General features: G+C 71.3%; 20 protein-coding genes. 10 read left to right on the top strand and 10 right to left on the bottom strand.

What is annotated here, in order from left to right; all coding sequences use genetic code 11:
* Positions 1–6 precede the first annotated feature (6 nt).
* From AB0M80_RS40910 to AB0M80_RS40900, 3 genes are read left to right on the top strand one after another with little or no spacing between them, the layout of a single operon-like run.
* Positions 7–558 (top strand): sigma-70 family RNA polymerase sigma factor, encoded by a 552-nt coding sequence (locus tag AB0M80_RS40910; RefSeq protein ID WP_364575728.1) that lies wholly within the window; start codon positions 7–9, stop codon positions 556–558.
* Positions 555–1,274 carry a zf-HC2 domain-containing protein gene (locus tag AB0M80_RS40905; RefSeq protein WP_364575692.1) on the top strand — a complete coding sequence of 240 codons (720 nt, stop codon included), beginning with the start codon at positions 555–557 and terminating at the stop codon, positions 1,272–1,274. The genes AB0M80_RS40910 and AB0M80_RS40905 overlap by 4 nt, the downstream gene beginning before the upstream one ends.
* A gap of 5 nt (positions 1,275–1,279) precedes the next feature.
* Positions 1,280–1,723 (top strand): SRPBCC family protein, encoded by a 444-nt coding sequence (locus AB0M80_RS40900; protein WP_364575691.1) that lies wholly within the window; start codon positions 1,280–1,282, stop codon positions 1,721–1,723.
* Between the two features lie 74 nt (positions 1,724–1,797).
* Here AB0M80_RS40900 and AB0M80_RS40895 read toward each other — a convergent pair whose 3' ends face one another.
* Complete coding sequence (locus AB0M80_RS40895) at positions 1,798–3,228, bottom strand: MFS transporter (RefSeq protein WP_364575689.1); 1,431 nt, start codon at positions 3,226–3,228, stop codon at positions 1,798–1,800.
* 104 nt (positions 3,229–3,332) lie between these two features.
* Here AB0M80_RS40895 and AB0M80_RS40890 point away from each other — a divergent pair, with 104 nt between their 5' ends.
* Entirely contained in the window at positions 3,333–3,734 is a 402-nt protein-coding gene (locus tag AB0M80_RS40890) for a helix-turn-helix domain-containing protein (RefSeq protein ID WP_364575687.1), read from the top strand.
* A 139-nt stretch (positions 3,735–3,873) separates the two neighbouring features.
* On the opposite strand, the gene AB0M80_RS40885 is transcribed toward AB0M80_RS40890, so the two are convergent.
* A complete protein-coding gene (locus AB0M80_RS40885; protein WP_364575685.1) occupies positions 3,874–5,223 on the bottom strand; it encodes a cation:dicarboxylase symporter family transporter in 1,350 nt (449 codons plus the stop codon).
* A gap of 155 nt (positions 5,224–5,378) precedes the next feature.
* Between AB0M80_RS40885 and AB0M80_RS40880 the strand changes: the two genes are divergently transcribed.
* From AB0M80_RS40880 to AB0M80_RS40870, 3 genes are all read left to right on the top strand, one after another.
* The gene (locus tag AB0M80_RS40880) at positions 5,379–6,953 is read left to right on the top strand and encodes a sensor histidine kinase (RefSeq protein WP_364575683.1); all 1,575 of its coding nucleotides are present in this window, start codon (positions 5,379–5,381) and stop codon (positions 6,951–6,953) included.
* Complete coding sequence (locus AB0M80_RS40875) at positions 6,950–7,618, top strand: response regulator (RefSeq protein WP_364575681.1); 669 nt, start codon at positions 6,950–6,952, stop codon at positions 7,616–7,618. The genes AB0M80_RS40880 and AB0M80_RS40875 overlap by 4 nt, the downstream gene beginning before the upstream one ends.
* A gap of 91 nt (positions 7,619–7,709) precedes the next feature.
* Entirely contained in the window at positions 7,710–9,464 is a 1,755-nt protein-coding gene (locus AB0M80_RS40870) for a M64 family metallopeptidase (RefSeq protein WP_364575679.1), read from the top strand.
* On the opposite strand, the gene AB0M80_RS40865 is transcribed toward AB0M80_RS40870, so the two are convergent.
* From AB0M80_RS40865 to AB0M80_RS40830, 8 genes are read right to left on the bottom strand one after another with little or no spacing between them, the layout of a single operon-like run.
* Positions 9,465–10,832, bottom strand: coding sequence for a beta-N-acetylhexosaminidase (locus AB0M80_RS40865; RefSeq protein ID WP_364575677.1), 1,368 nt, complete (start codon positions 10,830–10,832; stop codon positions 9,465–9,467).
* Between the two features lies 1 nt (position 10,833).
* Entirely contained in the window at positions 10,834–11,688 is an 855-nt protein-coding gene (locus AB0M80_RS40860) for a carbohydrate ABC transporter permease (protein ID WP_364575675.1), read from the bottom strand.
* Complete coding sequence (locus AB0M80_RS40855; RefSeq protein WP_364575673.1) at positions 11,679–12,596, bottom strand: sugar ABC transporter permease; 918 nt, start codon at positions 12,594–12,596, stop codon at positions 11,679–11,681. Before AB0M80_RS40855 ends, AB0M80_RS40860 begins: the two co-directional genes overlap by 10 nt.
* A gap of 32 nt (positions 12,597–12,628) precedes the next feature.
* Entirely contained in the window at positions 12,629–13,912 is a 1,284-nt protein-coding gene (locus tag AB0M80_RS40850; RefSeq protein ID WP_364575671.1) for an extracellular solute-binding protein, read from the bottom strand.
* 26 nt (positions 13,913–13,938) lie between these two features.
* Positions 13,939–15,072: a lactonase family protein gene (locus AB0M80_RS40845; RefSeq protein ID WP_364575669.1), complete on the bottom strand. Its 1,134-nt coding sequence runs from the start codon at positions 15,070–15,072 to the stop codon at positions 13,939–13,941.
* A 42-nt stretch (positions 15,073–15,114) separates the two neighbouring features.
* The gene (locus AB0M80_RS40840; protein ID WP_364575667.1) at positions 15,115–16,503 is read right to left on the bottom strand and encodes a gluconate:H+ symporter; all 1,389 of its coding nucleotides are present in this window, start codon (positions 16,501–16,503) and stop codon (positions 15,115–15,117) included.
* Positions 16,500–18,095 (bottom strand): D-aminoacylase, encoded by a 1,596-nt coding sequence (locus tag AB0M80_RS40835; RefSeq protein WP_364575665.1) that lies wholly within the window; start codon positions 18,093–18,095, stop codon positions 16,500–16,502. Before AB0M80_RS40835 ends, AB0M80_RS40840 begins: the two co-directional genes overlap by 4 nt.
* Complete coding sequence (locus tag AB0M80_RS40830; RefSeq protein WP_364575663.1) at positions 18,095–19,393, bottom strand: amino acid deaminase; 1,299 nt, start codon at positions 19,391–19,393, stop codon at positions 18,095–18,097. The genes AB0M80_RS40835 and AB0M80_RS40830 overlap by 1 nt, the downstream gene beginning before the upstream one ends.
* A 112-nt stretch (positions 19,394–19,505) precedes the next feature.
* Here AB0M80_RS40830 and AB0M80_RS40825 point away from each other — a divergent pair, with 112 nt between their 5' ends.
* From AB0M80_RS40825 to AB0M80_RS40815, 3 genes are all read left to right on the top strand, one after another.
* A complete protein-coding gene (locus AB0M80_RS40825; protein ID WP_364575661.1) occupies positions 19,506–20,480 on the top strand; it encodes a sugar kinase in 975 nt (324 codons plus the stop codon).
* 73 nt (positions 20,481–20,553) lie between these two features.
* Positions 20,554–21,312: an IclR family transcriptional regulator gene (locus AB0M80_RS40820; RefSeq protein ID WP_364575659.1), complete on the top strand. Its 759-nt coding sequence runs from the start codon at positions 20,554–20,556 to the stop codon at positions 21,310–21,312.
* Positions 21,312–21,695 carry a RidA family protein gene (locus AB0M80_RS40815; RefSeq protein ID WP_364575657.1) on the top strand — a complete coding sequence of 128 codons (384 nt, stop codon included), beginning with the start codon at positions 21,312–21,314 and terminating at the stop codon, positions 21,693–21,695. Before AB0M80_RS40820 ends, AB0M80_RS40815 begins: the two co-directional genes overlap by 1 nt.
* Positions 21,696–21,711 lie beyond the last annotated feature (16 nt).

Genomic DNA, 21,711 nt, shown 5'->3' with positions numbered 1-21,711 from the left:
ACGAGGGTGGCACTCGGAGGCAGGCGGCCTAAGAAGGCCAAAGGCGAAGACCTGATTCGGCAGCTTTACGCCGAGCACGGGCGAAGCCTGCTGGCCTACGCGACGAGGCTGACCGGTGATCGGGCGGCAGCCGAGGACGTGGTCCAGGAGACATTGGTCCGCGCGTGGAAACACGCCGACGACCTGCAGAACGACGGGAAGGGCTCGGTGCGTGGCTGGTTGCTGACCGTCGCGCGCAACCTGGTCACCGACCGGGCACGAGCCCGGGCGGCACGGCCACAGGAGGTGGCCGAACCGGCCGAAGGCGTGCCGACCCCGTCCGTCGAGCGCGATCACGCCCAGGGCGTGGTCGACTCGATGACCGTGCTCGGCGCGATGGACGGGCTGTCGAACGAACATCGAGAGGTCCTGGTGGAGATCTACTACCGGGGACGGACGGTGGCCGAAGCGGCGAGAACACTGGGCGTCGCACCCGGTACCGTGAAATCAAGGTCGTACTACGCACTACGAGCACTCAGAGCAGCGATGATTTCGAGCGGAACGGAGGTGGCGCGATGAACTCGGTCGACGAGAGTCACACGCAGCTCGGCGCGTACGCCCTCGGCGCGCTCGACCCGGGTGAGGCGGCCGACTTCGAGCGGCGGCACCTGCAGACCTGCGCGCAGTGCCGGTTCGACCTGAACGAGCTGGTGGCCCTGCGCGAATCGCTCGACGAGGTGCCGCCCGAAGCGTTCCTCGACGGGCCGCCCGAGGGCGGGGATCTGCTGCTGCAGAAGACCCTGCGCCGGGTGCGCGAGGAGGAAGAGCACGTGGCTCCGGCCCGTGCGCCACGGCGGGGTGGCCGGGGTCTCGCCCTGGTCGCGGCGGCGGTGCTGGTGGTCGCGGCGCTCGGTGGCGGGGTCCTGGTGGGCCGGCAGACGGCTGAACCACCACCGCAGGCGCTTCCCGGGCCGGCGACGGACGTGCCCGGTACGAAGAACGTCGAAGGCCGGGATCCGACGACCGGGGTGCAGCTGACCGCGTCGGTCATCCCGTTCCAGGGCTGGGTCCGGACGAACGTCAGTGTGAAGGGCGTCCGAGCCGGGGAGAAGTGCCTGCTCCAGGTGGTGACCAAGGAAGGTCAAGCGGTGACCGCCGGCAGCTGGCAGGTATCGGAGAAGTGGGAGAGCCAGGGCTTCTCACTCGACGGGTCCGCGCTGGTCGCGCCCGACGACGTGAAGTCGGTCGACATCGTCACGGTGGACGGCCGGAAGCTGGTCTCGGCCCAGGTTTGACAAGTATGACGGGTGCGCAATATCGGTTCCGCAGCACGTGGCTGCTGCCCGGAACCGTGCCCGAGCGGGTGTTCGGCGTGGTCACCGACCTCGCCGGCTACCCGCGGTGGTGGTCGGACGTCCGCGCGGTGCGCCGGGTGGACGACGACACCGCCGAACTGGTCTGCCGGTCCCGGCTGCCGTTCCGGCTCGTCGTCCGGATGCACCGGGACCACCAGGACGAGCGCACGGGCCTGATGCGGGTCAGGCTCAGCGGCGACCTCGACGGGACACTGGCGGGCGAGGTCCGCGCGGCGGGCGCGGGCACGCTGCTGGAGATCACCCAGGAGGTCCAGGCCCGCAAGGAGTTGCTGCGGCGCTTCGACACGGTGGCCCGGCCGCTCTTCCGCGCGAACCACGCGCTGATGATGCGGCGGGGCCACCGTGGCCTCCGTGCCTACCTCACGTGATCCAGGCCGGAACTCGCGAGTTACGGCTCCAGCCACGCGAGTTACGGCTCTGATCACGCGAGTTACGGGCCGGGTCACGCGAGATCGGCGGTGCACAGCTCCGGCTCGGGGGTCACCGGGGCCGCGGCGCGGCGGGTGCGGCGGCCCAGCACCAGCCCGCCCAGGGCGACCGCCGCGATCAGGAAGCCCGCGCTGACGCCGTAGGCCAGCCGGAACCCAGCCGCCAGTGCTTCGCGGTGGTCCACCGCACCGAGGCTCTCCGTCCGGGACGCCGCGACCGCGGCCAGCACCGCCGTGCCGATCGCCGCGCCGACCTGCTGGGTCGTGTTGATCAGGCCGGAGGCGACACCGGCGTCCGAAGCCGCGACGTCGGCCATCGCCAGTCCCATCAGCGCCGGGATGGCCGCGCCGGCGCCGAAGCCCATCAGCAGCAGCGGGGGCAGGACGCCGGCGAAGTAGGAGCCGCCGACCGAAACCCGGGTGAGCAGCAGCAGGCCGGCGATCACCAGGCCCAGCCCGGACAGCAGCACCGCCCGCGGCCCGAAGCGCGCCGCGAGCCTGCCGGCGAAGCCGAGCGACGCCACCGCGATCACCAGCGGCACCGGCAGGAACGCGACGCCGGTACCCAGCGCGTCGAGGCCCAGCACCTGCTGCAGGTACAACGCCGTGACGAACTGGAAGCCGAGCATCCCGGCGACCATCAGCACCATCACCACGTTGGCCCCGGCCACGGCGCGGATCCGGAACAGCCGCAGCGGCAGAAGCGGCGTACGCGCCTTCGCCTGCCGCACCGCGAACGCCGCGAGCAGGGCGACCGCCGCGGCCAGCGCACCCCAGGCCGAAGCCGAAATGCCGTACACGCCGAGCATCACCGCGGCGGTGACCAGGACGGCCCCGAGCACGTCCAGGCCCTCCCGCAGGCCGGTGCCGCGGTCGGCCTCGACCACCCGGACGGCCAGCAGCAGCGCGGCCACGCCGATCGGCAGGTTGACGTAGAACGTCCAGTGCCAGTTCAGCGCCTGCGTCAGCGCGCCGCCCGCGATGAGCCCGATCGACGCGCCCGCGGCCTGCGTGAAGCTGTAGACGCCGATCGCCTTCGCCCGGGCCCGGGGCTCGGGGTACATCGTGACGATCATGCCGAGCACCACGGCCGACGCGAGCGCGCCGCCGACGCCCTGGACGAACCTGGCCACGACCAGGACGCCCGCGTCCGAGGCCAGGCCGGCGGCCAGCGACGCCGCGGTGAACAGCCCCAGCCCGCCGAGGAAGACGCGCCGGCGGCCGAGCAGGTCGCCGAGCCGTCCGGAGATCAGGAGCAGGCCGCCGAACGCGACCAGGTAGGCGGTGAAGACCCAGGAGAGCCCGGCGGGCGTGAAGCCGAGGTCGGCCTGGATGGCGGGCAGCGCCACCGCGACGATGCTGCTGTCGAGCACGACCATCAGTGAGGCGGCGCACAGCACCGCCAACGCGAGGCCGCGGGAGCGGGTGGGGTGGTTCTCGGCCATGTCAGGCCCCTCCAGTCGAGAGTTCCCCTGGTCGTCGCCAGGGCACTTCTTGTAACAGCGCCCATCATGTGTGACCATGGGGTCGCCGGGAAGGAGGCACTTTCATGTCCCAGGGGAACATCGGTGTACCTGTCCAGGTCACCGAGATCGACCCGGAAAAACTCGACGTCTGCACCGTGCTCGAGGTCATCAACCGGATCAGCGGCAAGTGGGCGATCGGCATCCTCCTGGAGGCCATGCGGGGCCCGGTGCGGTTCACCGAGCTGGAGCGCTCGGTCGAAGGGATCAGCCGCCGGATGCTGACGCTGACGTTGCGCAACCTCGAGCGTGACGGCCTGCTGGTCCGCACGATCTACCCGACCGTCCCGCCGCGCGTGGAGTACGAGGCCACGCCGATGGCGAAGGAGCTGTACCAGTCGTTGAACGGCCTGCTCGGCTGGGCGGAGCGGCACCGCGAGGAGATCGCGGCCGCCCGCGTCGTTTACGACGGCCACGCCGCCTGCTGAACCGCCGAAAGCGGCCCCTTTCACGTGAAAGGGGCCGCTTTCGGCGTGGAACGGGCCGCGGTGCGAGGTCGGGGAGACTCGCACCGCGGCCCGCGGTGGTTCGTGCTCAGCGGGGGCAGTGAGCACGAACGTCAAGGGGTCAAGCCGGGACCTTTTCGCCCTCCGGCTCGGATTTCACCGGCTCGTGTTCGTCGAGCATCGTGGCTTCGTCGAACGGTTCCTCGCCGGCGAAGACCCGGTGCGCCTGCTCGCGGTCGAACTCCTTCGTCCAGTTTCCGATGAGGACGGTCGCGACGGCGTTGCCGGCGAAGTTCGTCAGCGCGCGGGCCTCCGACATGAACCGGTCGATGCCGAGGATGAAGCCGACGCCGTTGACCAGGTCGGGCCGGTGCGACTGCAGGCCGCTGGCGAGCACCGCGATGCCCGAGCCGCTGACGCCGGCCGCGCCCTTCGAGGCGATGATCATGAACAGCAGCAGGACGATCTGCGAACCGATCGACAGCGGCGCGTCCTGGGCGGAGGCGATGAACAGCGTCGCCATGGTCAGGTAGATCGCGGTGCCGTCCAGGTTGAACGAGTACCCGGTCGGCACGGTGATGCCGACGACCGACTTGCCGACGCCGAGGTGCTCCATCTTCGCGATCAGCCGCGGCAGCGCCGACTCCGACGACGACGTCGACAGGATCAGCAGGAACTCGCGGCGCAGGTAGTTGAGCAGCTTCAGGATGTTCACCCGCGCACCGGCCCACAGCACGAGGCCGAGGACGCCGAAGACGAACACCAGGCAGGTCAGGTAGAAGCCGATCATGATCACCGCGAGGCTCTTCAACGCGTTGAGCCCGGTCGCGCCGACCACCGCGGCGATGGCGCCGAACGCGCCGATCGGGGCGGCCCACATGATCATCGCCAGGATCCGGAACACCAGCCGCTGGATGCTCTCGATGCCACGCAGGATCGGCACGCCCTTCGGGCCCAGCTTCTGCAGCGCGAAGCCGACGAGCAGCGCCACCAGCAGCGTCTGCAGCACCTGGCCTTCGGTGAACGCCGAGACGAGCGTCTTCGGGATGATGCTCAAGGCGAATTCGACCGGACCGGCGGCGCCGGTGGCCGACTTCTGCGCGCTCTTCACGTCGGCGGGGTTCAGGTGCAGCCCGGTGCCGGGGTGCAGCAGGTTGCCCACGATCAGGCCGATCGCCAGCGCGAACGTCGACATCGCGATGAAGTAGACCAGCGCCATCAGGCCGATCTTGCCGACCTTCGCGGCCTTGGCGACCGAGCCGACACCGATCACGATGGTGCAGAAGATGATCGGCGAGATCATCATCTTGATCAGGTTGACGAAGCCGTCGCCCAGTGGCTTCAGGCCCTTGGCGAAGCCGGGGAAGAGAAAGCCGACCGCGATCCCCAACGCGACCGCGACGATCACGGCCAGGTAGAGGTAGCGGGTCTTGTCACGGCGCGGTGCCGCGTCGGGGGTCGGTGTAGGCACCGTTGCCTCCAGCTCGGGGGTGTTCAGGTTGCGGACACTGTAGGCCGAGTTCGGTGATCCGGCTCACTTGTGTTCATTGAGTTCGTGTGATGATCGCACCGTCCCGTTCGGACACCGGCGTGCGTGTGTGCTGGTATGAGGAGGTGCCCCCGACGATGCGGTCCCACTGGAGCCTGGCCCGCCAGCTGCTCGTGCTGCAGCTGGTGGTGCTCGGCGTGCTGGCCGGTGCCGGGATCACCTTCGCCTACCTCGACGCGCAGCGGGCCGTGGACGAAAACGCACGTGACCAGGTCCGCACGGTCGCGTTGACGGTCGCCGATGCGCCCAGCGTCGTGGCGGCGGTGGGAACGCCGAACCCGAGCGCGGCGCTCCAGCCGTTCGCGCTGCGCGTGCAGGACCACACCCACGTCGACTTCATCACGATCATGAGCCCGGCCGGGATCCGCTACACGCACCCGACTCCGGCGCTGATCGGGCAGCACTACATCGGGAACATCGACAAGGCGCAGCGCGGCGAGGAGCTCACCGAGACCTACACCGGCTCCCTCGGCCCGTCGGTGCGCACGGTCGAGCCCGTGTTCGACGCCGGTCACCGGGTGGTCGCCCTGGTCGCCGTCGGGATCACCGTCCGGGCGATCTCGGCGGAGCTGCGGGAACGGCTGTGGCCGCTGTTCGGCGTGGCGGGCGCGGTCCTGCTGGTCGGGGCGCTGGGCGGCTGGCTGATCAGCGCCCGGCTGCGGCGCCAGACCCGGGGCGTCGCGCCGGACGAGCTGAGCAACCTCTTCGAGTACCACGAGGCCGTGCTGCACTCGGTCCGCGAAGGCGTGCTGCTCGTCGGCCGGGACGGGCGCATCGGTCTCTGCAACGACGGCGCGCGCGCCCTCCTCGGCCTCGACGCCGACCCGGTCGGCCGTGACCTGGCTTCGCTGGGCTTGCCGGACGGGCTCGCCGAGGCGTTCGCGTCGGCGGAAAACCGGGCCGAGGAACTGCACCTGACGGATTCGCGCGTGCTGCTGGTCAGCACGACCGCCGTCCGCTCGGGCGGGCGCGCGCAGGGCACCGTCGTCGTCCTGCGCGACCACACGGAACTGCAGACGCTGACCGGGGAGCTGACCACCGCCCGCGGCCTCGCGGAAGCGCTGCGGTCGCAGGCGCACGAGGCGGCGAACCGGCTGCACACCGTCGTTTCCCTCGTCGAGATCGGCAAACCCGAGCAGGCCGTCGAGTTCGCCACCGCCGAGCTCGCGCTCGCCCAGGAGCTGACCGACCGGGTCGTCGGCGCCGTCGCCGAGCCGGTGCTCGCCGCGCTGCTGCTGGGCAAGGCGGCGGAAGCGAGCGAGCGCGGGGTCGAGCTGACGGTCACCCCGGACACCGTGATCGACGACGTCTCGCTCGGCATCGAGGCCCGCGACCTGGTGACCATGCTCGGCAACCTGATCGACAACGGCCTCGACGCGGCCGTGCGCGGTACCGGCCATCCCAAGGTCGTCGTCACCGCCCGCTCCGACGACGGCGGGCTGCTGCTGCGCGTGGCCGACACCGGCCCCGGCGTGCCCGAGGGCGCCGACGTGTTCCGCCGCGGCTGGTCGACGAAGGCGGAGGACGGCCACGGCCTCGGGCTTGCACTGGTCGGGCAGGCGGTCCGCCGCTACGGCGGTACGGTCGAGGTCGAGCGGGACGGCGGCGCGGTGTTCACCGTGCGGCTGCCGCGGCAGGAGGCGGACCGGTGATCCGGGTGCTGGTGGTGGAGGACGAGCCGGTGGCCGCCGAGGCGCACCGCGTCTACGTCGAGCGGCTCCCGGGCTTCGCCGTGGCCGGCGTGGTCCACTCCGGCGGCGAGGCGCTGCGGTTCTGCGAACGCGAGCCGGTCGACCTGGTGCTGCTGGACTTCTACCTCCCGGACACGCACGGCCTGGCGGTGTGCCGTTCGCTGCGCGCGGCCGGACTGCCGATCGACGTCATCGCCGTGACCTCGGCGCGCGACCTCGGCCTGGTCAAGGCGGCCGTGTCGGTCGGCGTGGTGCAGTACCTGCTCAAGCCGTTCACCTTCGCCACCCTGCGCGAGAAGCTCGAACGCTACGCCGAGTTCCGCGACGCGTCCGGCGAGGTCACCGGCCAAGCGGAGATCGACCGGGCCCTCGGCGCGCTGCGCACGACCGAGCAGCCACCGCTGCCGAAGGGGATGAGCGTCCAGACGCTGGAAGCGATCACGGACGCGCTCTCCGGCGCCGCGGAAGGACTTTCGGCGGGCGCGGCGGCGAGCGCGATCGGCGCCTCCCGCGTGACGGCGCGCAGATACCTGGAGTACCTGGCGGACACCGGGATGGCGCAGCGCGAGCCGCACTACGGGCAGGTCGGGCGGCCGGAGGTCTGGTACCGGCTGACGCGCGTATAACGGCCTATACCGCATCCCCGACTTACGGCGGGTTCCCGCGGCCGAAGCGCTGCGGTAGACCGGGAAGATCGCCGACCAGGGGAGTGCCGTCATGCGGAAGTGGGCCGGGTTGCTTTCGGCGGGGGTGCTGTCGCTCGGGATCGCCACCCCGGCGTACGCCGAGGAGCCGGTGGCCACCGTCACCGAGGTCCAGGTGACCGGACCGGTCGCGCAGCGGTTCAACCTCGTTGTCCTCGGCGACGGCTACACCGCCGCCGAGCAGCCGAAGTTCTTCGCCGATGTCGAGCGGCACGTCAGCACCCTGTGGTCGCTCGAGCCGTTCAAGTCCTACCGCAGCTACTTCAACGTCTACGCCGTTTCCATCGCCTCGCCGGAGTCCGGTGTGGACTGTGACCCGTCCCTGACCGCGCCGCGGCGCAACACCCCGCTGGACATGGGCTTCTGGGGCGGGTGCGACGCGGAGAGCGTCCAGCGGCTGTTGACCGTCGACGACGCGGCCGCCCAGCGGTACGCCGACCTCGTGGCCGGCACGACCCGGGCGAACCGCCAGATCCTCGCTCTCGGCAACAGCACCACCTACGGCGGCGCGGGCGGCACCTACGCGACGGCGTCCGGCGGGAACGCGCTCTCCGCGTTGATCTCGCCGCACGAACTCGGCCACTCGCTCGGCGGCCTCGACGACGAGTACGACTACTACGCGCGCGGAGTGCCGGGCGGCGCGTACGAAGGCAGCGAGCCCGACTCGATCCACCACACCCTGCTGACCGAGCAGCAGCTGCGTGACCGGCGCGCGAAGTGGTGGCGCTGGCTGGGCGAGCCGAGCGAGTCCGGCGGTACGATCGGCCGCTTCGAAGGCGGGCTGTACACGCGGACCGGTGTCTGGCGGCCCAGCAAGCACTCGATGATGAAGACCCTCGGGTACGCCTTCGACCAGGTCGGCCGCGAACGGATGACGCAGCGGATTTCGGCGAAGGCCCCGCTCATCAGCGGCGGCACCCCGGCCGGGACGATCGGCGCCGACCGCGTCGTGTGGGTGCGCCCGATGCACCCGGTGAGCCACCGCCTGGACATCACCTGGACGCTCGACGGCACCAGGCTGCCCGGACGCGACGCGGTCGACCTGCGGCACGCGCACGTCAAACCGGGCAAGCACACGCTGACGGCCACGGTGACCGACCCGACGCCGTTCGTCCGCGACCCGGCGGCCCGGCCGACGGCGACCCGCACGTGGACCGTCGACACCTCGGTGGTCACGCCGCCCGCCGGGGGACCGGCGGTGGCGGCGTCGACGCCGACTTCGCGGCCGGTCGGCGGGCACGATGTCGTCTACGTCGAAACCGGCGAACCGACCGGCTCGGTCCCGCAGGTCCGTTGGGCGCTCGACGGGCGCCCGGCCGGGAGCGGACCCGACTTCGCCCTCGAGGAGTCCCGCGGGTCGCACACGCTCACCGCCACGACCGGCGGCACCACGCTGACCTGGACGGTGGACGCGACGGGCCCGACGACGACGGCCGAACTGCCGCCCGCGGAGGGCAACGTCTTCCACGGTTCGTTCACCATGCGGCTGAAGGCGGCCGACGGAATGCCGGAGTTCCGCGTCGACGGCGACGGCTGGCACAAGTTCTCCGGCTGGCCGACGGACCCCAGTGCGCCGTACGTGTTCACCGCCCGCGGCACGGAGATCGACGGCCTGGCGTACGGCAACCTCGGCCCGGACGGCCTCACGGTGTCGCCGTTCTCCGAGCGGAAGCCGGGTTACGGGCGGCACCGGATCGAGTACCGGTCCATCGACGCGGCGGGCAACGTGGGCCCGACGCGGTCGGTTACGGTGACGCTGCTGCCGTGATCAGCGCGGCCGGCCCGGCACCCCGGGCCGCGTCTGCCAGGGGTGCGGCCCGTCCAGCGGCCGGTACTCGACGCCGAGCGCGTCCAGCCGCGGCAGGTGGTGGTCCCGCAGCCGCGGCAGGAACTCCGCGTAGTCCCGTGGCCCGCTGCTCCACGCCACCTCCGCGAACGCCGACAACCGCGGAAAAGCCAGGTAGTCCACCCGCCGGACGCTGTCCAGGTGCTCGGTCCACACCTGGGCCTGGACACCGCGCAACCGCGGCCCGTCCAACGCCGGCTCGTACGCGTGGACGTCCTCCAGCGTGTGCACCATCCCGACCGGGATCGGCTCGTCCGGATGCGAAGACTGCCGGTGGTCCAGGTAGACGTGCTGCTCCGGGCACATCACCACGTCGTGCCCGGCCGCAGCCGCGCGCAGGCCCGCCTCCTCGTTCCGCCAGGCGCCGATGACCATCGGCGGGAGCTCGTCGATGTCCAGGACCTCGTCCCAGCCCATCGGGGTGCGGCCGCGGGCCACCAGGTGCTCGGCCAGCCGCCGGACGAACTCGCGGTGCTCGTCGGTCGCCCCCGGCGTCTCGTCGCCGCCCAGGGCGATCACCGGGGACGGGAAGATCTCCAGCAGGTGGTCGAACACCTGCCGGAAGAAGTCCAAAGTAGACGCGGTCGGGGAAAGCAGGGAAGTGCTGATGCCCCAGGCCGTCCAGACTTCGTAGGACGACGAAGTCCCCAGGGAAGGATAGGCCGCCAAGGCCGCCCGTGCGTGTCCCGGGATGTCGATCTCCGGCACGACCGTGACGGCGCGTGAAGCCGCGTAGGCGACGATCTCCCGCAGGTCGTCGCCGGTGTAGAACCCGCCGTGCGGACGCCCGTCCTGGGCACCCCCGCTGCCGGCCATCGACGACGGCCGCCACCCGCCCACCGACGTCAACCGGGGGAACGCGGGAACCTCGAACCGCCAGCCCTGGTCGTCGGTGAGGTGCAGGTTCAGGACGTTCAGCTTGTGCGCCGCGAGCAGGTCGACGAACCGGAGCACCTCGGCCTTGGTGCGGAAGTGGCGGGCGACGTCGAGCAGGCACCCGCGCCACCCGAACCGCGGGTGGTCCTCGACGACCCCGCAGGGCAGCGACGACGGCGAGAAACCGGCCACCCGGAACGCGGACGGTCCCGCGAGCTGCCGCAACGTCTCCCGCCCGTAGACCTCCCCGGCCGCGTCGCCGCAAAAAAGCACCACCCCGGAGGGGGAAATCGAGAGCCGGTACCCCTCCGCCGGCAGCTCGGCCGTCCGCACGTCCACAGTGGACGGCCACGGGCAGGAACCCGGCGCCGGCGTCACCGAAACCGGGCGGGGGAGCAAGGTGGCGAACGACATGTCAGCCCTTCACGGCGCCGGCCATGCCGGACACCAGCCGTCGTTGGACGAGGACGAAGAACACCAGCACCGGGATCGTCATCAGCGTCGAGGACGCCATCACCGCGCCCCAGTCGGTGTCCTCCGGCTTGAAGAACACCAGGATCGCCTGCGGCAGCGTCTGGTTCTCGGTCTTGGAGATGATGAACGTCTTGGCGAACAGGAAGTCGTTCCAGGCGTGGATGAACGCGAGCACGCTGATCGCGACCAGCCCGGGCGCCACCAGCGGGAACAGGATCTGCCAGGTGAACCGCACCCGCGACGCACCGTCGAGCTCGGCGGCCTCCTCGAGCTCCACCGGCACCGCGGCGACGAACCCGCGCAGCATCCAGATCGCGAACGGCAGGCTGAACGCCAGGTGCACCAGCACCAGCGAACCCAGCTCGTTCAGCCCGAACGCCGGCACCGCACCCCCGATGGAGCGCATCAGGAAGAACAGCGGGATGGTCAGCGCCTCCACCGGAACCATCTGGGCGACGAGCGTCATCACCAGCAACACGGTCCGGCCCTTGAACGAGAACCGCGTCAGTGCCACCGCCGAGAGGAACGACAGCAGCAGCGAAAACGCCACGACGACCAGCGCCACCACCAGGCTGTTGACGAAGAACCGCCCGAAGCCCGACACCGTGAGGACCCGCGAGAAGCTGTCGAAGGACGGGCTGAACGTCCACGGCTTCGGGTTCGCCGACTGGATCTCGCCCGGCGGCTTGACCGCCGAGAGCAGCATCCAGTACAGGGGGAACGCGACCAGTCCCGCGATCACCACGGTGACGACCTCGGCGATCAGCCGGCCGGGACGGCGGACGGTCACAGCCATGCCGCGCTCCGGCGCTGCGTCCGGACGTACAGCCCGGTGACCGACAGCAGCAACAACGTCATCACGACTCCGATCGCCGAGCCGAGGCCGTACTCCTGCCCGGCGAAGGCCTGCTGGTAGGCGTAGACGTTGAGCACCAGGTTGCGCCCGGCCACGCCGCCGCCGTTGGTCATCACGTAGATCTGGGTGAACACCTTGAAGTCCCAGATGATCGACTGCACGGTCGCGATCATCAGCAGCGGCCGCACCATCGGGAGCACGATCGCCCAGGTCGTCCGCCACACCGACGCGCCGTCGAGCGACGCGGCCTCCAGGACCTCGTCGGGGACACCCTTGATCCCGGCGTACATCGTGACCAGCACGAACGGGAACGAGCACCAGATGACCTCGGCGGCGACCAGCCCGAACGCGCCGAGCGTGCCGAAGGTCCACGAGTGGTGCTCGAACGGCAGCCCGAGCCCGGTCAGCACCTCGTTGACCAGGCCGAAGTCGGTGTCGAAGAGGAACAGCCAGACGTAGGAGCCCGCGATCGCCGGGGTCGACCACGCGCCCAGTGCGGCCAGGAACAGCAGCATCCGGGGGAGGGAGCGCACCCGGCTCGCCAGCACCGCGAGCCCGGTGCCGACGAGGAGCGAACCGGCGACGCAGGCCGCGGCGAACCCGACCGTCTTGCCGAGCACGGTCCAGAACTGCGCTTGGGACAGCAGGTCGGCGTAGTTCGCGAACCCGAGGAACACCAGCGGCGCGTTCCCCGCGGCCTGCGGCTGGCCGTAGTCGTAGAAGGAGATCAGGACCAGCTGGTAGATCGGGTAGGCCAGCAGCGCGGCCAGCAGGACGCCCGCCGGGGCGAGGTAGAGCGCAGCGGCCCGGCCGTCTCCTCGCCGCCGTCGCGGCGTCCCCGTGGACACCGTGACGGGACGGGCTTCTTGCGCGACCACCACTAGCCGAAGGCCTTGTTCATCGCGGCCGCCGCGTCGGCCAAGGCCGCCGCCGGGTCCTTCCCGCCGGTGGCGATCTGCTGCACGGCCGTCGGCAGCACGTTCTGGCTGTCGATCTTCGACCACGCCGGCGTCGCCGGGACGAACTTCGTGCCCGCCTTGAGGGTGTCGACGAACGGCTTGAGGAACGGGTCGGTCGCCGCGAGGTTCTGCTGCACGCCGCTCAGCGTCGGCAGGTTGCCCATCGCGGTGTACATCTTCTCCTGGTACTTCGCGCCGCCGAGCAGCTCGGCGAACTGCAGCGCCAGGCTGCGGTGCTTGCTCGCCTTGAACACGCCCAGCAGGTTGCCGCCGGCGAACGCGGGCGCGGTGCTGCCCGCGGTGGTGCCCGGCAGCGGCACGACGGCGTACTTGCCCTTCACCGCGCCCTGTTCGACGGCCTTGTGGTTGAAGTCGCCGCCGATCGTCATCCCGGCCTTGCCGCCGGCGAACGCCGTGACGCTCTGCGTGCCGGTCAGGTTGGCGCACTGGGCGGGCGGGCAGATGTCGTCCTTGAGCAGGTTCGCGTACTGCGTCACGCCGGCCTTGGCCTGCTCACCGGTGACCGTGGACGTCCACTTGCCGCCGTTGTCCTGCGCCAGATCCCCGCCGTTGGCCCAGAGGAAAGGCAGCATCGCGTAGGTGTACTTGCCACCGACGGCGATGCCGTAGAGGTCCGGTTTGGCGGCGCGGATCCGGCGGGCGGTGTCGGTCAGCTCGGCGAGCGTCGCGGGCGGCTTCAGGCCGAGCTCGGTGAAGACGTCGGTGCGGTAGTACAGCGCACGGACGCCGGTGTACCAGGGTAGGCCGTAGGTCTGGCCGCCGGACTTCGCCGTGTCCAGCACCGTCGGGATGAGGTCCTTGCCCTCCGGCCACGCCGCCAGGTCGCCGGTCAGGTCGGCCAGCGCTCCGGTGGCCGCGTAGTTGGAGACGTCGGTGTTGCCGAACTCGGCGACGTCCGGGGCGTTGGCCGGGTCGTTGAAGGCACCGGAGAACTTGTCGGCCCGCCCTTCGACCGGCACCCACTGGACGTCGACCTCGACGCCGGAGTGGGCCGCCTTGAACTCGGTGATCGCCTCCTTGACCACGGCCTCCTTCGGGGCGCGGTTGGCTTCGTCGAACAGCCAGACGCGGACGGTGCCGGTCTTGTCGTCCCCGCCACCGCCCGCGGGCGCGGACTGGGTGGGCGCGCAGCCGGCCAGCAGGGCCAGCCCGGCGACGACGGGCAGGGTGCGGCGCAGTCTCATGGGGTGCCTCCAGAGGGGACCTGAGGTCAGGCGAAGTAGACGGAGTTGACGCTGCCGACGGCCAGCCGGCCGGCGGCGGCCCCGGGCAGGCCGGTGGCCGGGTCACGCGGCAGCCACGTGACGGTGCCGGAGCGCTGGTTCGAGACGTAGAACCAGCTTCCGGCCGGGTCGAGGGCCACGTGCCGCGGCCAGTTCCCGCCGGTGGGGGTGGACGACACCAGCTTCAGCGTCGCGCCGCCGCCGGAGACGGCGAAGGTGGCCAAGGTGTTGGGGCCGCGGACGGTGGCGTAGACGAATTTCCCGTCCTTCGACAGGATGATTTCGCCCGGGTACAGCTCGCCGGTGCTCCCGGCGGGCACGGCCGGGACGACGGAGAGCGCCTTCAACGTCCCGGTGGCCGCGTCCCAGCTGGCCACCGTCACCTCCGCCCGCAGTTCGCCCAGGATGTAGGCGAACTTCCCGGTGCGGTCGAACGCGAGGTGCCGCGGCCCGGCGCCGGAGGGCAGCTTCAGCTGCTGGTGCAGCGAAAGCTTCCCGGCGTCGAAGCCGTAGACGTACACCGAGTCGGCGCCCAGGTCGACCGCCAGCACCCAGCGGCCGGTCGGGTCGTTGACGACCTGGTGCGCGTGCGCGTCCCGCTCGGCACCGTGGTGGGTGACCACGTCCGTGGCCGCGCCGAGCTTGCCGCCGGCGAGGATCGGCAGCACGACGACGCTGCCCGAACCGTAGTTCGCGGCCAGCACGTGCTTCTGGCCGGAGTGCACGCTCAGGTGCGTCGGCGCGTCACCCTCCGACGAAACCTTGTTGAGCAGCTTCGGTTTCGTGGCGTCGGCGGTGTTCAGCGCGGAGACGTACCCGGCCGGACTGCCTTCGTTGGTGACGTACAGCGTCTTGCCGTCGGCACTGCGGTCGAACCACGAAGCGTCCGTGATCCCCGGGATGGTCCGAACCGGTGACAGCGCCGCGCCCGAACGGGTGGTGACGTCGAGGCCGTGCCCGTCCGCCCCGGTGGTGTAGCTGCCGATGTACGCGGTGGTTCCGGCGAAGCAGCCCTTCTCCGTGGTGGCCGCGCCGGCGACCGGCGCGCCGAGAACGGTGGCCGCGCCGGCGCCGGCCGCGGCGCCGAGGAACGTACGACGGGAAAGTCCGGTCATCGTCATTGTCTCCCAACGGGTTTCGGCGGTGACAGGCTCCAGTATGGTTTAGACCACCGCCATGAGCAATGCCGCAACCCCGAATCCCGAAAGGGAAAGCACGGTTTCCAGCGCGGTCCAGGACTTCAGCGTCTGCGGCACCGTGAGGTTGAAGTACCGCTGGACGATCCAGAACCCGCCGTCGTTGACGTGCGAGGCGATGATCGAGCCGGCCGAGATGGCCATCACCAGCAGGGCCAGCTGGATCTGCGAGTAGCCGAGCTGGGCCACGGTCGGCGCGATGATCCCGCTCGTGGTCACGATGGCGACGGTCGCCGAACCCTGCGCGATCCGCATGCCGCAGCTGATCACGTACGCCGCGAGCAGCACCGGGAGCCCGGCGTCGTGCAGCGAGTCGGCCACGGCCTTGCCGATCCCGGTCGCCGAGAGCACCGCACCGAAGAACGCGCCCGCGCCGACGACCAGCAGGATCATCGCCACCGGCCGCAGCGACTTCGCGGCCAGCTCGTTGAGGTCCTTGCCGGTGAACCCGCGCCGCAGGCCCAGCAGCCAGGACGCGAGCAGGACGGCGACGGTCAGCGCGACCGCGGGGGTCCCGATGAACGCCGCGACGCCGGCGAGCGCGGAGCCCTTCGGCAGCCAGATGCTGCCGAACGTGCCGGCCAGGATCAGCACCAGCGGCACGGCGATGATCGCGGCGACCAGCCCCAGCGACGGCGGGTTCTCCTCGCGCTCGCCCTCCTCCTCGGCGAAGACCATGTCCTCGGGGACGTCGACGGTGATGCGCTTGCCGATCCACGTCGAGTAGAGCACGCCGCCGACGAGGAACGCCGGGATACCGCAGGCCAGGCCCATCAGGATGATCCAGCCCAGCTCGACGTGCAGCAGCCCGGCCGCGGCCACCGGACCGGGGTGCGGCGGCAGGAAGGCGTGCGTGATCGACAGGCCGGCCAGCAGCGGCATCGCGTACAGCACCAGCGACTTGCCGCCCTGCTTCGCGGCGACGTAGACCAGCGGGGCCAGCACGAAGATGCCGATGTCGAAGAACACCGGGATACCGAAGACGAACCCGGCGACGCCCATCGCCAGCGGCGCCCGCTTCTCGCCGAACGACCGCAGCAGCGCCCCGGTGAGCACCTTCGCGCCCCCCGAGCGTTCCAGGATCGACCCGAGGATCGTGCCCAGCCCGATGATGGCCGTGATGTGCCCGAGGATGCCGCCGAACCCCTTTTCCAGCAGGGAGTCCGACGCCTTCTGCGCCGAGCCGACGATGGTGCCGACGGGCAGGCCCGCGGCCAGCGCGGTGAGCAGGCCGACGACGATGAGGGCGATGAAGGGTTCGAGCCGCAGCTTGATGATGAGCACCAGCAGGACGGCGATGGAGATGGCGGCGAGCGTGAGCAGCCCGCCCGTGGTGTGTTGCAGCCAGTGGATCATCGGGCTCTCCGGGGGTTGCGCAGGGAACGGCCGGCGAGGGCGCCGGTGGGACGGCCGTCGTCGAGGGCGGCGACGCCGTTGACGAACACGTGGGTGATGCCCGCGGCGGGCCGCCGCGGGTCCTCGAAGGTGGCGGTGTCGGCGACCGCGTCCGGGTCGAACAGCACCAGGTCCGCGGCGTACCCGGCGCGGATCAGCCCGCGGTCGGCCAGCCGCAGCCGCCGCGCGGCCCGCCCGGTCAGGTGGGCGACGCATTCGGCGAGGTCCAGCACGCCCAGCTCGCGGACGTACCGGGCGAGGTAGCGCGGGAACGTGCCCCACGCCCGCGGGTGCGGCCGGGCGCCGACGAGCAGCCCGTCGCTGCCGCCGGTGTGCGTCCGGTGCCGCATGATCGCCTGGACGTTCTCCTCGTGCCCGACGTGCATCAGGCACGACGTGCCGAGCCTCTCGTCGAGGAGCGTGTCGAAGTACAGGTTCGCCGGGGCCAGGCCGGCTTCCGCGGCCGACGCGGCGACGCTGTGCCCGACGAGGTGGGCGTTGCGGTCGTGGCGGACGCCGTTGATTTCGATGGCGTCCCAGTCGATCGGCACGCCGTGCGCACCGTCCGATCCGGACTCCTCGATCTCGGCGCGGATCCGCTCGCGCTCGTCCACATCGGACAAGCGGGCGAGCGTGGCGTCGAGCCCGCCTTCGGTGGCCCAGCTCGGCAGCAGCGCCGAAAGGTAGGTCGCGCCCGGCAGGTACGGGTAGGTGTCGAGGGAGATGTCGCAGCCGTCGTCGAGCGCGTCGTCCAGGAGCTTCAGCAGGTCGGGTGCTTTGCCCTGGTTGACCGAGAAGTTCATCGTCGCGTGGGCCAGGTGCAGGGGGCAGCCGGACCGGCGCGAGACGTCGATCATCTCGGCGAACGCCTCCAGGGCGCCGCGGCCGTAACTGCGGTGGTGCGGGCTGTAGAACCCGCCCAGTTCGCCGACCACCCGGCACAGTTCGACCAGCTCACCGGTGTCCGCGTACATCCCGGGCGTGTACGTGAGGCCCGACGACATCCCCATCGCGCCTTCGCGCAGCCCCTGGGCCACGAGCTCCTTCATCCGGTTCAGCTCGGCGCCGGTGGCGGGGCGGTCGTCCCAGCCGACGGCGAGCATCCGGACGGTGCCCTGCGGCACGAGGTAGGCGGCGTTGACGGCGATGCCCCGGTCGAGGCGGTCGAGGTACTCGCCGACCGAACGCCAGTTCCAGTCGAACCCCGGCGGGTCGTCGTTCCAGCCCGCGAGCTGCTGCCGCAGTGCTGCGAGCACGACGTCGTCGACGGGCGCGTACGAGAGCCCGTCCTGGCCGAGGACCTCGGTCGTCACGCCCTGGGTGATCTTCGCCGGGTGGTCCGGGTTGGCCAGCAGCTGCAGGTCCGAGTGCGAGTGCATGTCGATGAACCCGGGCGCGAGCACCAGGCCGCCGGTGTCGATGTTCCGGCGCCCGGCCAGGGAGCCGGCCTCGGCGACGCTCGCGATCCGGCCGCCGGTGACGCCGACGTCGTGCCGCGTGATCGCGTCGCCGGTGCCGTCGGCGACCAGCGCGCCGCGGAAGACGACGTCCATCAGAACCACGTCCGGACGAGGTCGACGACGGTCTCGCCGTCGGCCGCGGTCACCGGGATCAGGGGCCACTTGTCGAACACCGTGCACGGGTGGGAGAGGCCGAGCCCGATCCAGTCGCCGACCTCGACCGGCGACCCGGGCGGCAGCGTGAGGAACGCGTGCTGGTCGTTCAGCTTCGCGACGACGTGCCCTTCGAGCGGCTCCGCGGGCCCGCCCGGGGTGCGGCGCAGCTGCGGCTCGGGCATGCCCTCGTCGAACGACGCGTCGCGCTTGCCGATGGTGAGCAGCGCGAGCTCGGCCGCCGGCTTCGACGTCACCTGCGCCCACGCCCGGAGCGCGGGCCGGAAGGAGTCGACGCCGTCGATGCGCGGGTGGTCGCCCAGCGGGGAGATCTCGCGGTAGAAGCCGTCGTCGTGGGTCACGTAGGCGCCGCTGCGCAGCACCGGCAGCACGTCGAGGCCGTCCGGCCACGGCTTCGTCAGCTCGTTCGCGACCTGGTCGAAGTAGGCGCTGCCACCGGCGGTGACGACGATCTGCCCGTCGAGGAGTCCCTTGTCCGCGAACGAGATCGCGAGGTCACGCAGGCCGTCCACATAGGAGCTGATCTTGGCGAGCGCGGCTTCGTCGGTGCCGTGGGACAGCGCGCCCTCGTAGCCGCCGGTGCCGCGCAGCCGCAGCACCGGGCTGGCCTGCACCGCCTCGGCGATCGCCAAAGCGGTCGCGGTGTCGCGGACGCCGGTGCGGCCGCCGTCGGCGCCCAGTTCGACGAGGACGTCCACCGGGCGCTGGGCGCCTTCCAGGGCGTCGGTCATCAGCTCGACCCCGCGGACCGAGTCGACCCAGCAGAAGAACTCGAAGTCCGGGTCGGCGGCCAGTTCGGCGGCCAGCCAGCGCAGGGCCGCCGGGTCGAGGAGCTGGTTGGCCAGCAGGATCCGGGACACCCCGAAGGCGCGGTAGATCCGCAGGTGGCCGGCGTTCGCGCAGGTCACGCCCCAGGCGCCGTGCTCGATCTGGCGCGCGAACAGCTGCGGCGCCATGGTCGTCTTGCCGTGCGGGGCGAGCACCACGCCCCGGGCGGCGCACCACGCGGCCATCGTCCGCAGGTTGTGTTCGAGCGCTTCCTCGTCGAGGACGACGAAGGGCGCGAAGAACCCGTCGGTGAACAGGTTGAGCCGGCGGTCCGCGGCTTCTTCGAGGGTGAGCCCGGTCAGGGCGGGGGCGGCCGAGCGGAAGCGCCAGTCGATCCGCTCCCGGCGGAGGGCGTCGAGCGCGGCGGGGTCCAGGTGGCAAGGGTTCATCGGCGGCGACCTCTGTTGCGTATGTTGCAACGACTGTTGCGCATTTTGAGTGCCATAGGTGTAGCATCCGGGTCGTCACAGGTCAACGGGGTGAAGGGCAGGGAGACGGAAAGTGACGAGCGGGCCCGAGGTGTTGTGCGTGGGCGAGTCGATGGCGCTGTTCGTGCCCGCCGAACCCGGCCCGCCGGACGAGGTCAAGCGGTGGGTGCGCACCATCGGCGGCGCCGAATCGAACGTGGCCTGCAACCTGCCGGCGCTGGGGGTGCGCAGCGGCTGGGTGAGCGCGGTCGGTGACGACCCGTTCGGCCGGGCGATGCTGCGCGAAGTCGCGGCGGCCGGCGTCGACACCAGCGCGTGCTACGTCGATCCGGAGCGCCCGACCGGGCTTTACATCAAGGAAAGCGGGGCCGGCGGCAGTCCCGTGCGCTACTACCGGGCCGGCTCGGCCGCCTCCGGGATGGGCCCGTCGCTGCTGGATCGGCTGGACCTCGGCGGCGTCCGCGTGCTGCACCTGTCGGGGATCACGCCCGCGCTGTCGGACAGCTGCCTCGCGCTCGTGCGCGCGTTCCTGGCCATGCCCCGCGGCGACCTGCTGATCTCGTTCGACGTCAACCTGCGGCCCGCGCTCTGGGCCGGCCGCGACCCCGGCCTGCTCGCCGAACTGGCCGGGCAGGCCGACATCGTCCTGACCGGCGACGACGAGGCTCAGCAGGTCTGGGGGACCGGTGACCCGGTGGAACTGCGCGCCCTGCTGCCGCAACCGCGCACGCTCGTCGTCAAGCACGGCGAGCGCGGCGCGACGCTGGTCGAGGGCGCCCCGCTGTTCGCGCCCGCGCTGCAGGTCGACGTCGTCGAGCCGGTCGGCGCCGGCGACGCGTTCGCCGCCGGGTTCCTCGCCGCCACCCTGCGCGGGGCCGAGCCACTGGAACGGCTGCGACAGGGACACCTGCAGGCCGCCGCCACCCTGCTCACCTCGGACGACGTCGGGGTGCCGCTGCCCCGGAACGTCGTGGCTACCCTGCTCCACGCTGCCCCGGACGAGTGGCGTTCGGCGCGGCTGACCGGAGAGGGCCTGGTGCGCACGTGAGGGAGCTTGCGACCGAACCATTCAACACCGCGTCTTCGGCGAACGGCGCACCGAGCGTCAGCGAGGTGGGCGCGTGAGTCAAAGCCTGGATCGGGCACTGACCCTGCTGAACTCGATCGCGCAGGACGCGCGCACCCTCGACGACCTCGCCGAGGAGATCGGCGTGCACAAGTCGACGGTGCTGCGGCTGCTGCGCACCCTCGAACAGCACCACTTCGTCCGCCGGGAAGGCGCCCGGCACTACCGCCTGGGCAGCGCCATGTTCGACCTCGCCAACCAGGCCCTGGATTCCTTCGACGTCCGGCGCAGCGCCCAGCCGGCACTGGCCGCCCTCAACGCGCGCACCGGGCACACCGTGCACCTGGCCAGCTACGAGGACGGCGAAGTCGTCTACATCGACAAGTTCGAAGGCCGGCACTCGGTGCGGATGTACTCGCGCATCGGCAAGCGCGCGCCGCTGCACTGCACCGCGGTGGGAAAGGTGCTCGTCGCGTCGATGCCCGAGGCGCGACGCGAGGAGATCGCGCGGTCGATCGACTACCCGGTGCGGACGCCGAACACGATCACCACCCCCGAGGCCTACCTGGCCGAGCTGGAACGCGTGGACCGGCTCGGCTACGCCGTCGACAACGCCGAGCACGAGGACTTCATCCACTGCATCGCGGCGCCGGTGCGGGGGACGGGCGGCGAGGTGCTGGCCGCGGCGTCGATGTCGGTGCCGAAGGTGCTGCTCGACTACGAAGGCCTGCTGGCGCTGGTGCCCGAGCTGCGGGCCGCCACGAAGGAAGCTTCCGTCCACAGTGGATGGACGGAGAACGGAAAGGGGCACTGATGAGCAAGACGGCAGTTTCCACCGAGAACGCGCCGAAGCCGCCGGCGAAGTTCTCGCAGGCCGTCCGCAAGGGGAACCTGCTGCAGGTCGCCGGCCAGGTCGCGTTCGACCCGGCCACGAACGAGATCGTCGGCGACGACGTCGCGGGCCAGACCCGGCAGACGTTCAAGAACATCGAGGCCGTGCTGGCGGAGGCGGGCTCGAGCCTGGCCGACGCGATCATGGTCCGGGTGTACCTGACCGACACCGCGCACTTCGCGCCGTTCAACGAGGTCTACAACGAGCTGATCGGCGACGCGCCGCACGCCGCCCGCACGACGGTGTACGTCGGCCTCCCGGGCGAGCTGCTCGTCGAGATCGACGTGCTCTGCGTGCTCGACTGAAGCTTGCCCCGGGGCC

This window comes from Amycolatopsis sp. NPDC051045, from assembly GCF_040682955.1.
Classification (GTDB): domain Bacteria; phylum Actinomycetota; class Actinomycetes; order Mycobacteriales; family Pseudonocardiaceae; genus Amycolatopsis.
This window is presented reverse-complemented; position numbering and strand designations above follow the sequence as displayed.

Excerpts from the sequence above, each read along its gene's own strand:
- AB0M80_RS40905 (WP_364575692.1), top strand. The coding sequence starts at position 555 with ATGAACTCGGTCGACGAGAGTCACACGCAGCTCGGCGCGTACGCCCTC.
- AB0M80_RS40900 (WP_364575691.1), top strand. The coding sequence starts at position 1,280 with ATGACGGGTGCGCAATATCGGTTCCGCAGCACGTGGCTGCTGCCCGGA.
- AB0M80_RS40895 (WP_364575689.1), bottom strand. The coding sequence starts at position 3,228 with ATGGCCGAGAACCACCCCACCCGCTCCCGCGGCCTCGCGTTGGCGGTG.
- AB0M80_RS40890 (WP_364575687.1), top strand. The coding sequence starts at position 3,333 with ATGTCCCAGGGGAACATCGGTGTACCTGTCCAGGTCACCGAGATCGAC.
- AB0M80_RS40880 (WP_364575683.1), top strand. The coding sequence starts at position 5,379 with ATGCGGTCCCACTGGAGCCTGGCCCGCCAGCTGCTCGTGCTGCAGCTG.
- AB0M80_RS40870 (WP_364575679.1), top strand. The coding sequence starts at position 7,710 with ATGCGGAAGTGGGCCGGGTTGCTTTCGGCGGGGGTGCTGTCGCTCGGG.
- AB0M80_RS40865 (WP_364575677.1), bottom strand. The coding sequence starts at position 10,832 with ATGTCGTTCGCCACCTTGCTCCCCCGCCCGGTTTCGGTGACGCCGGCG.
- AB0M80_RS40860 (WP_364575675.1), bottom strand. The coding sequence starts at position 11,688 with ATGGCTGTGACCGTCCGCCGTCCCGGCCGGCTGATCGCCGAGGTCGTC.
- AB0M80_RS40850 (WP_364575671.1), bottom strand. The coding sequence starts at position 13,912 with ATGAGACTGCGCCGCACCCTGCCCGTCGTCGCCGGGCTGGCCCTGCTG.
- AB0M80_RS40845 (WP_364575669.1), bottom strand. The coding sequence starts at position 15,072 with ATGACGATGACCGGACTTTCCCGTCGTACGTTCCTCGGCGCCGCGGCC.
- AB0M80_RS40840 (WP_364575667.1), bottom strand. The coding sequence starts at position 16,503 with ATGATCCACTGGCTGCAACACACCACGGGCGGGCTGCTCACGCTCGCC.
- AB0M80_RS40835 (WP_364575665.1), bottom strand. The coding sequence starts at position 18,095 with ATGGACGTCGTCTTCCGCGGCGCGCTGGTCGCCGACGGCACCGGCGAC.
- AB0M80_RS40830 (WP_364575663.1), bottom strand. The coding sequence starts at position 19,393 with ATGAACCCTTGCCACCTGGACCCCGCCGCGCTCGACGCCCTCCGCCGG.
- AB0M80_RS40815 (WP_364575657.1), top strand. The coding sequence starts at position 21,312 with ATGAGCAAGACGGCAGTTTCCACCGAGAACGCGCCGAAGCCGCCGGCG.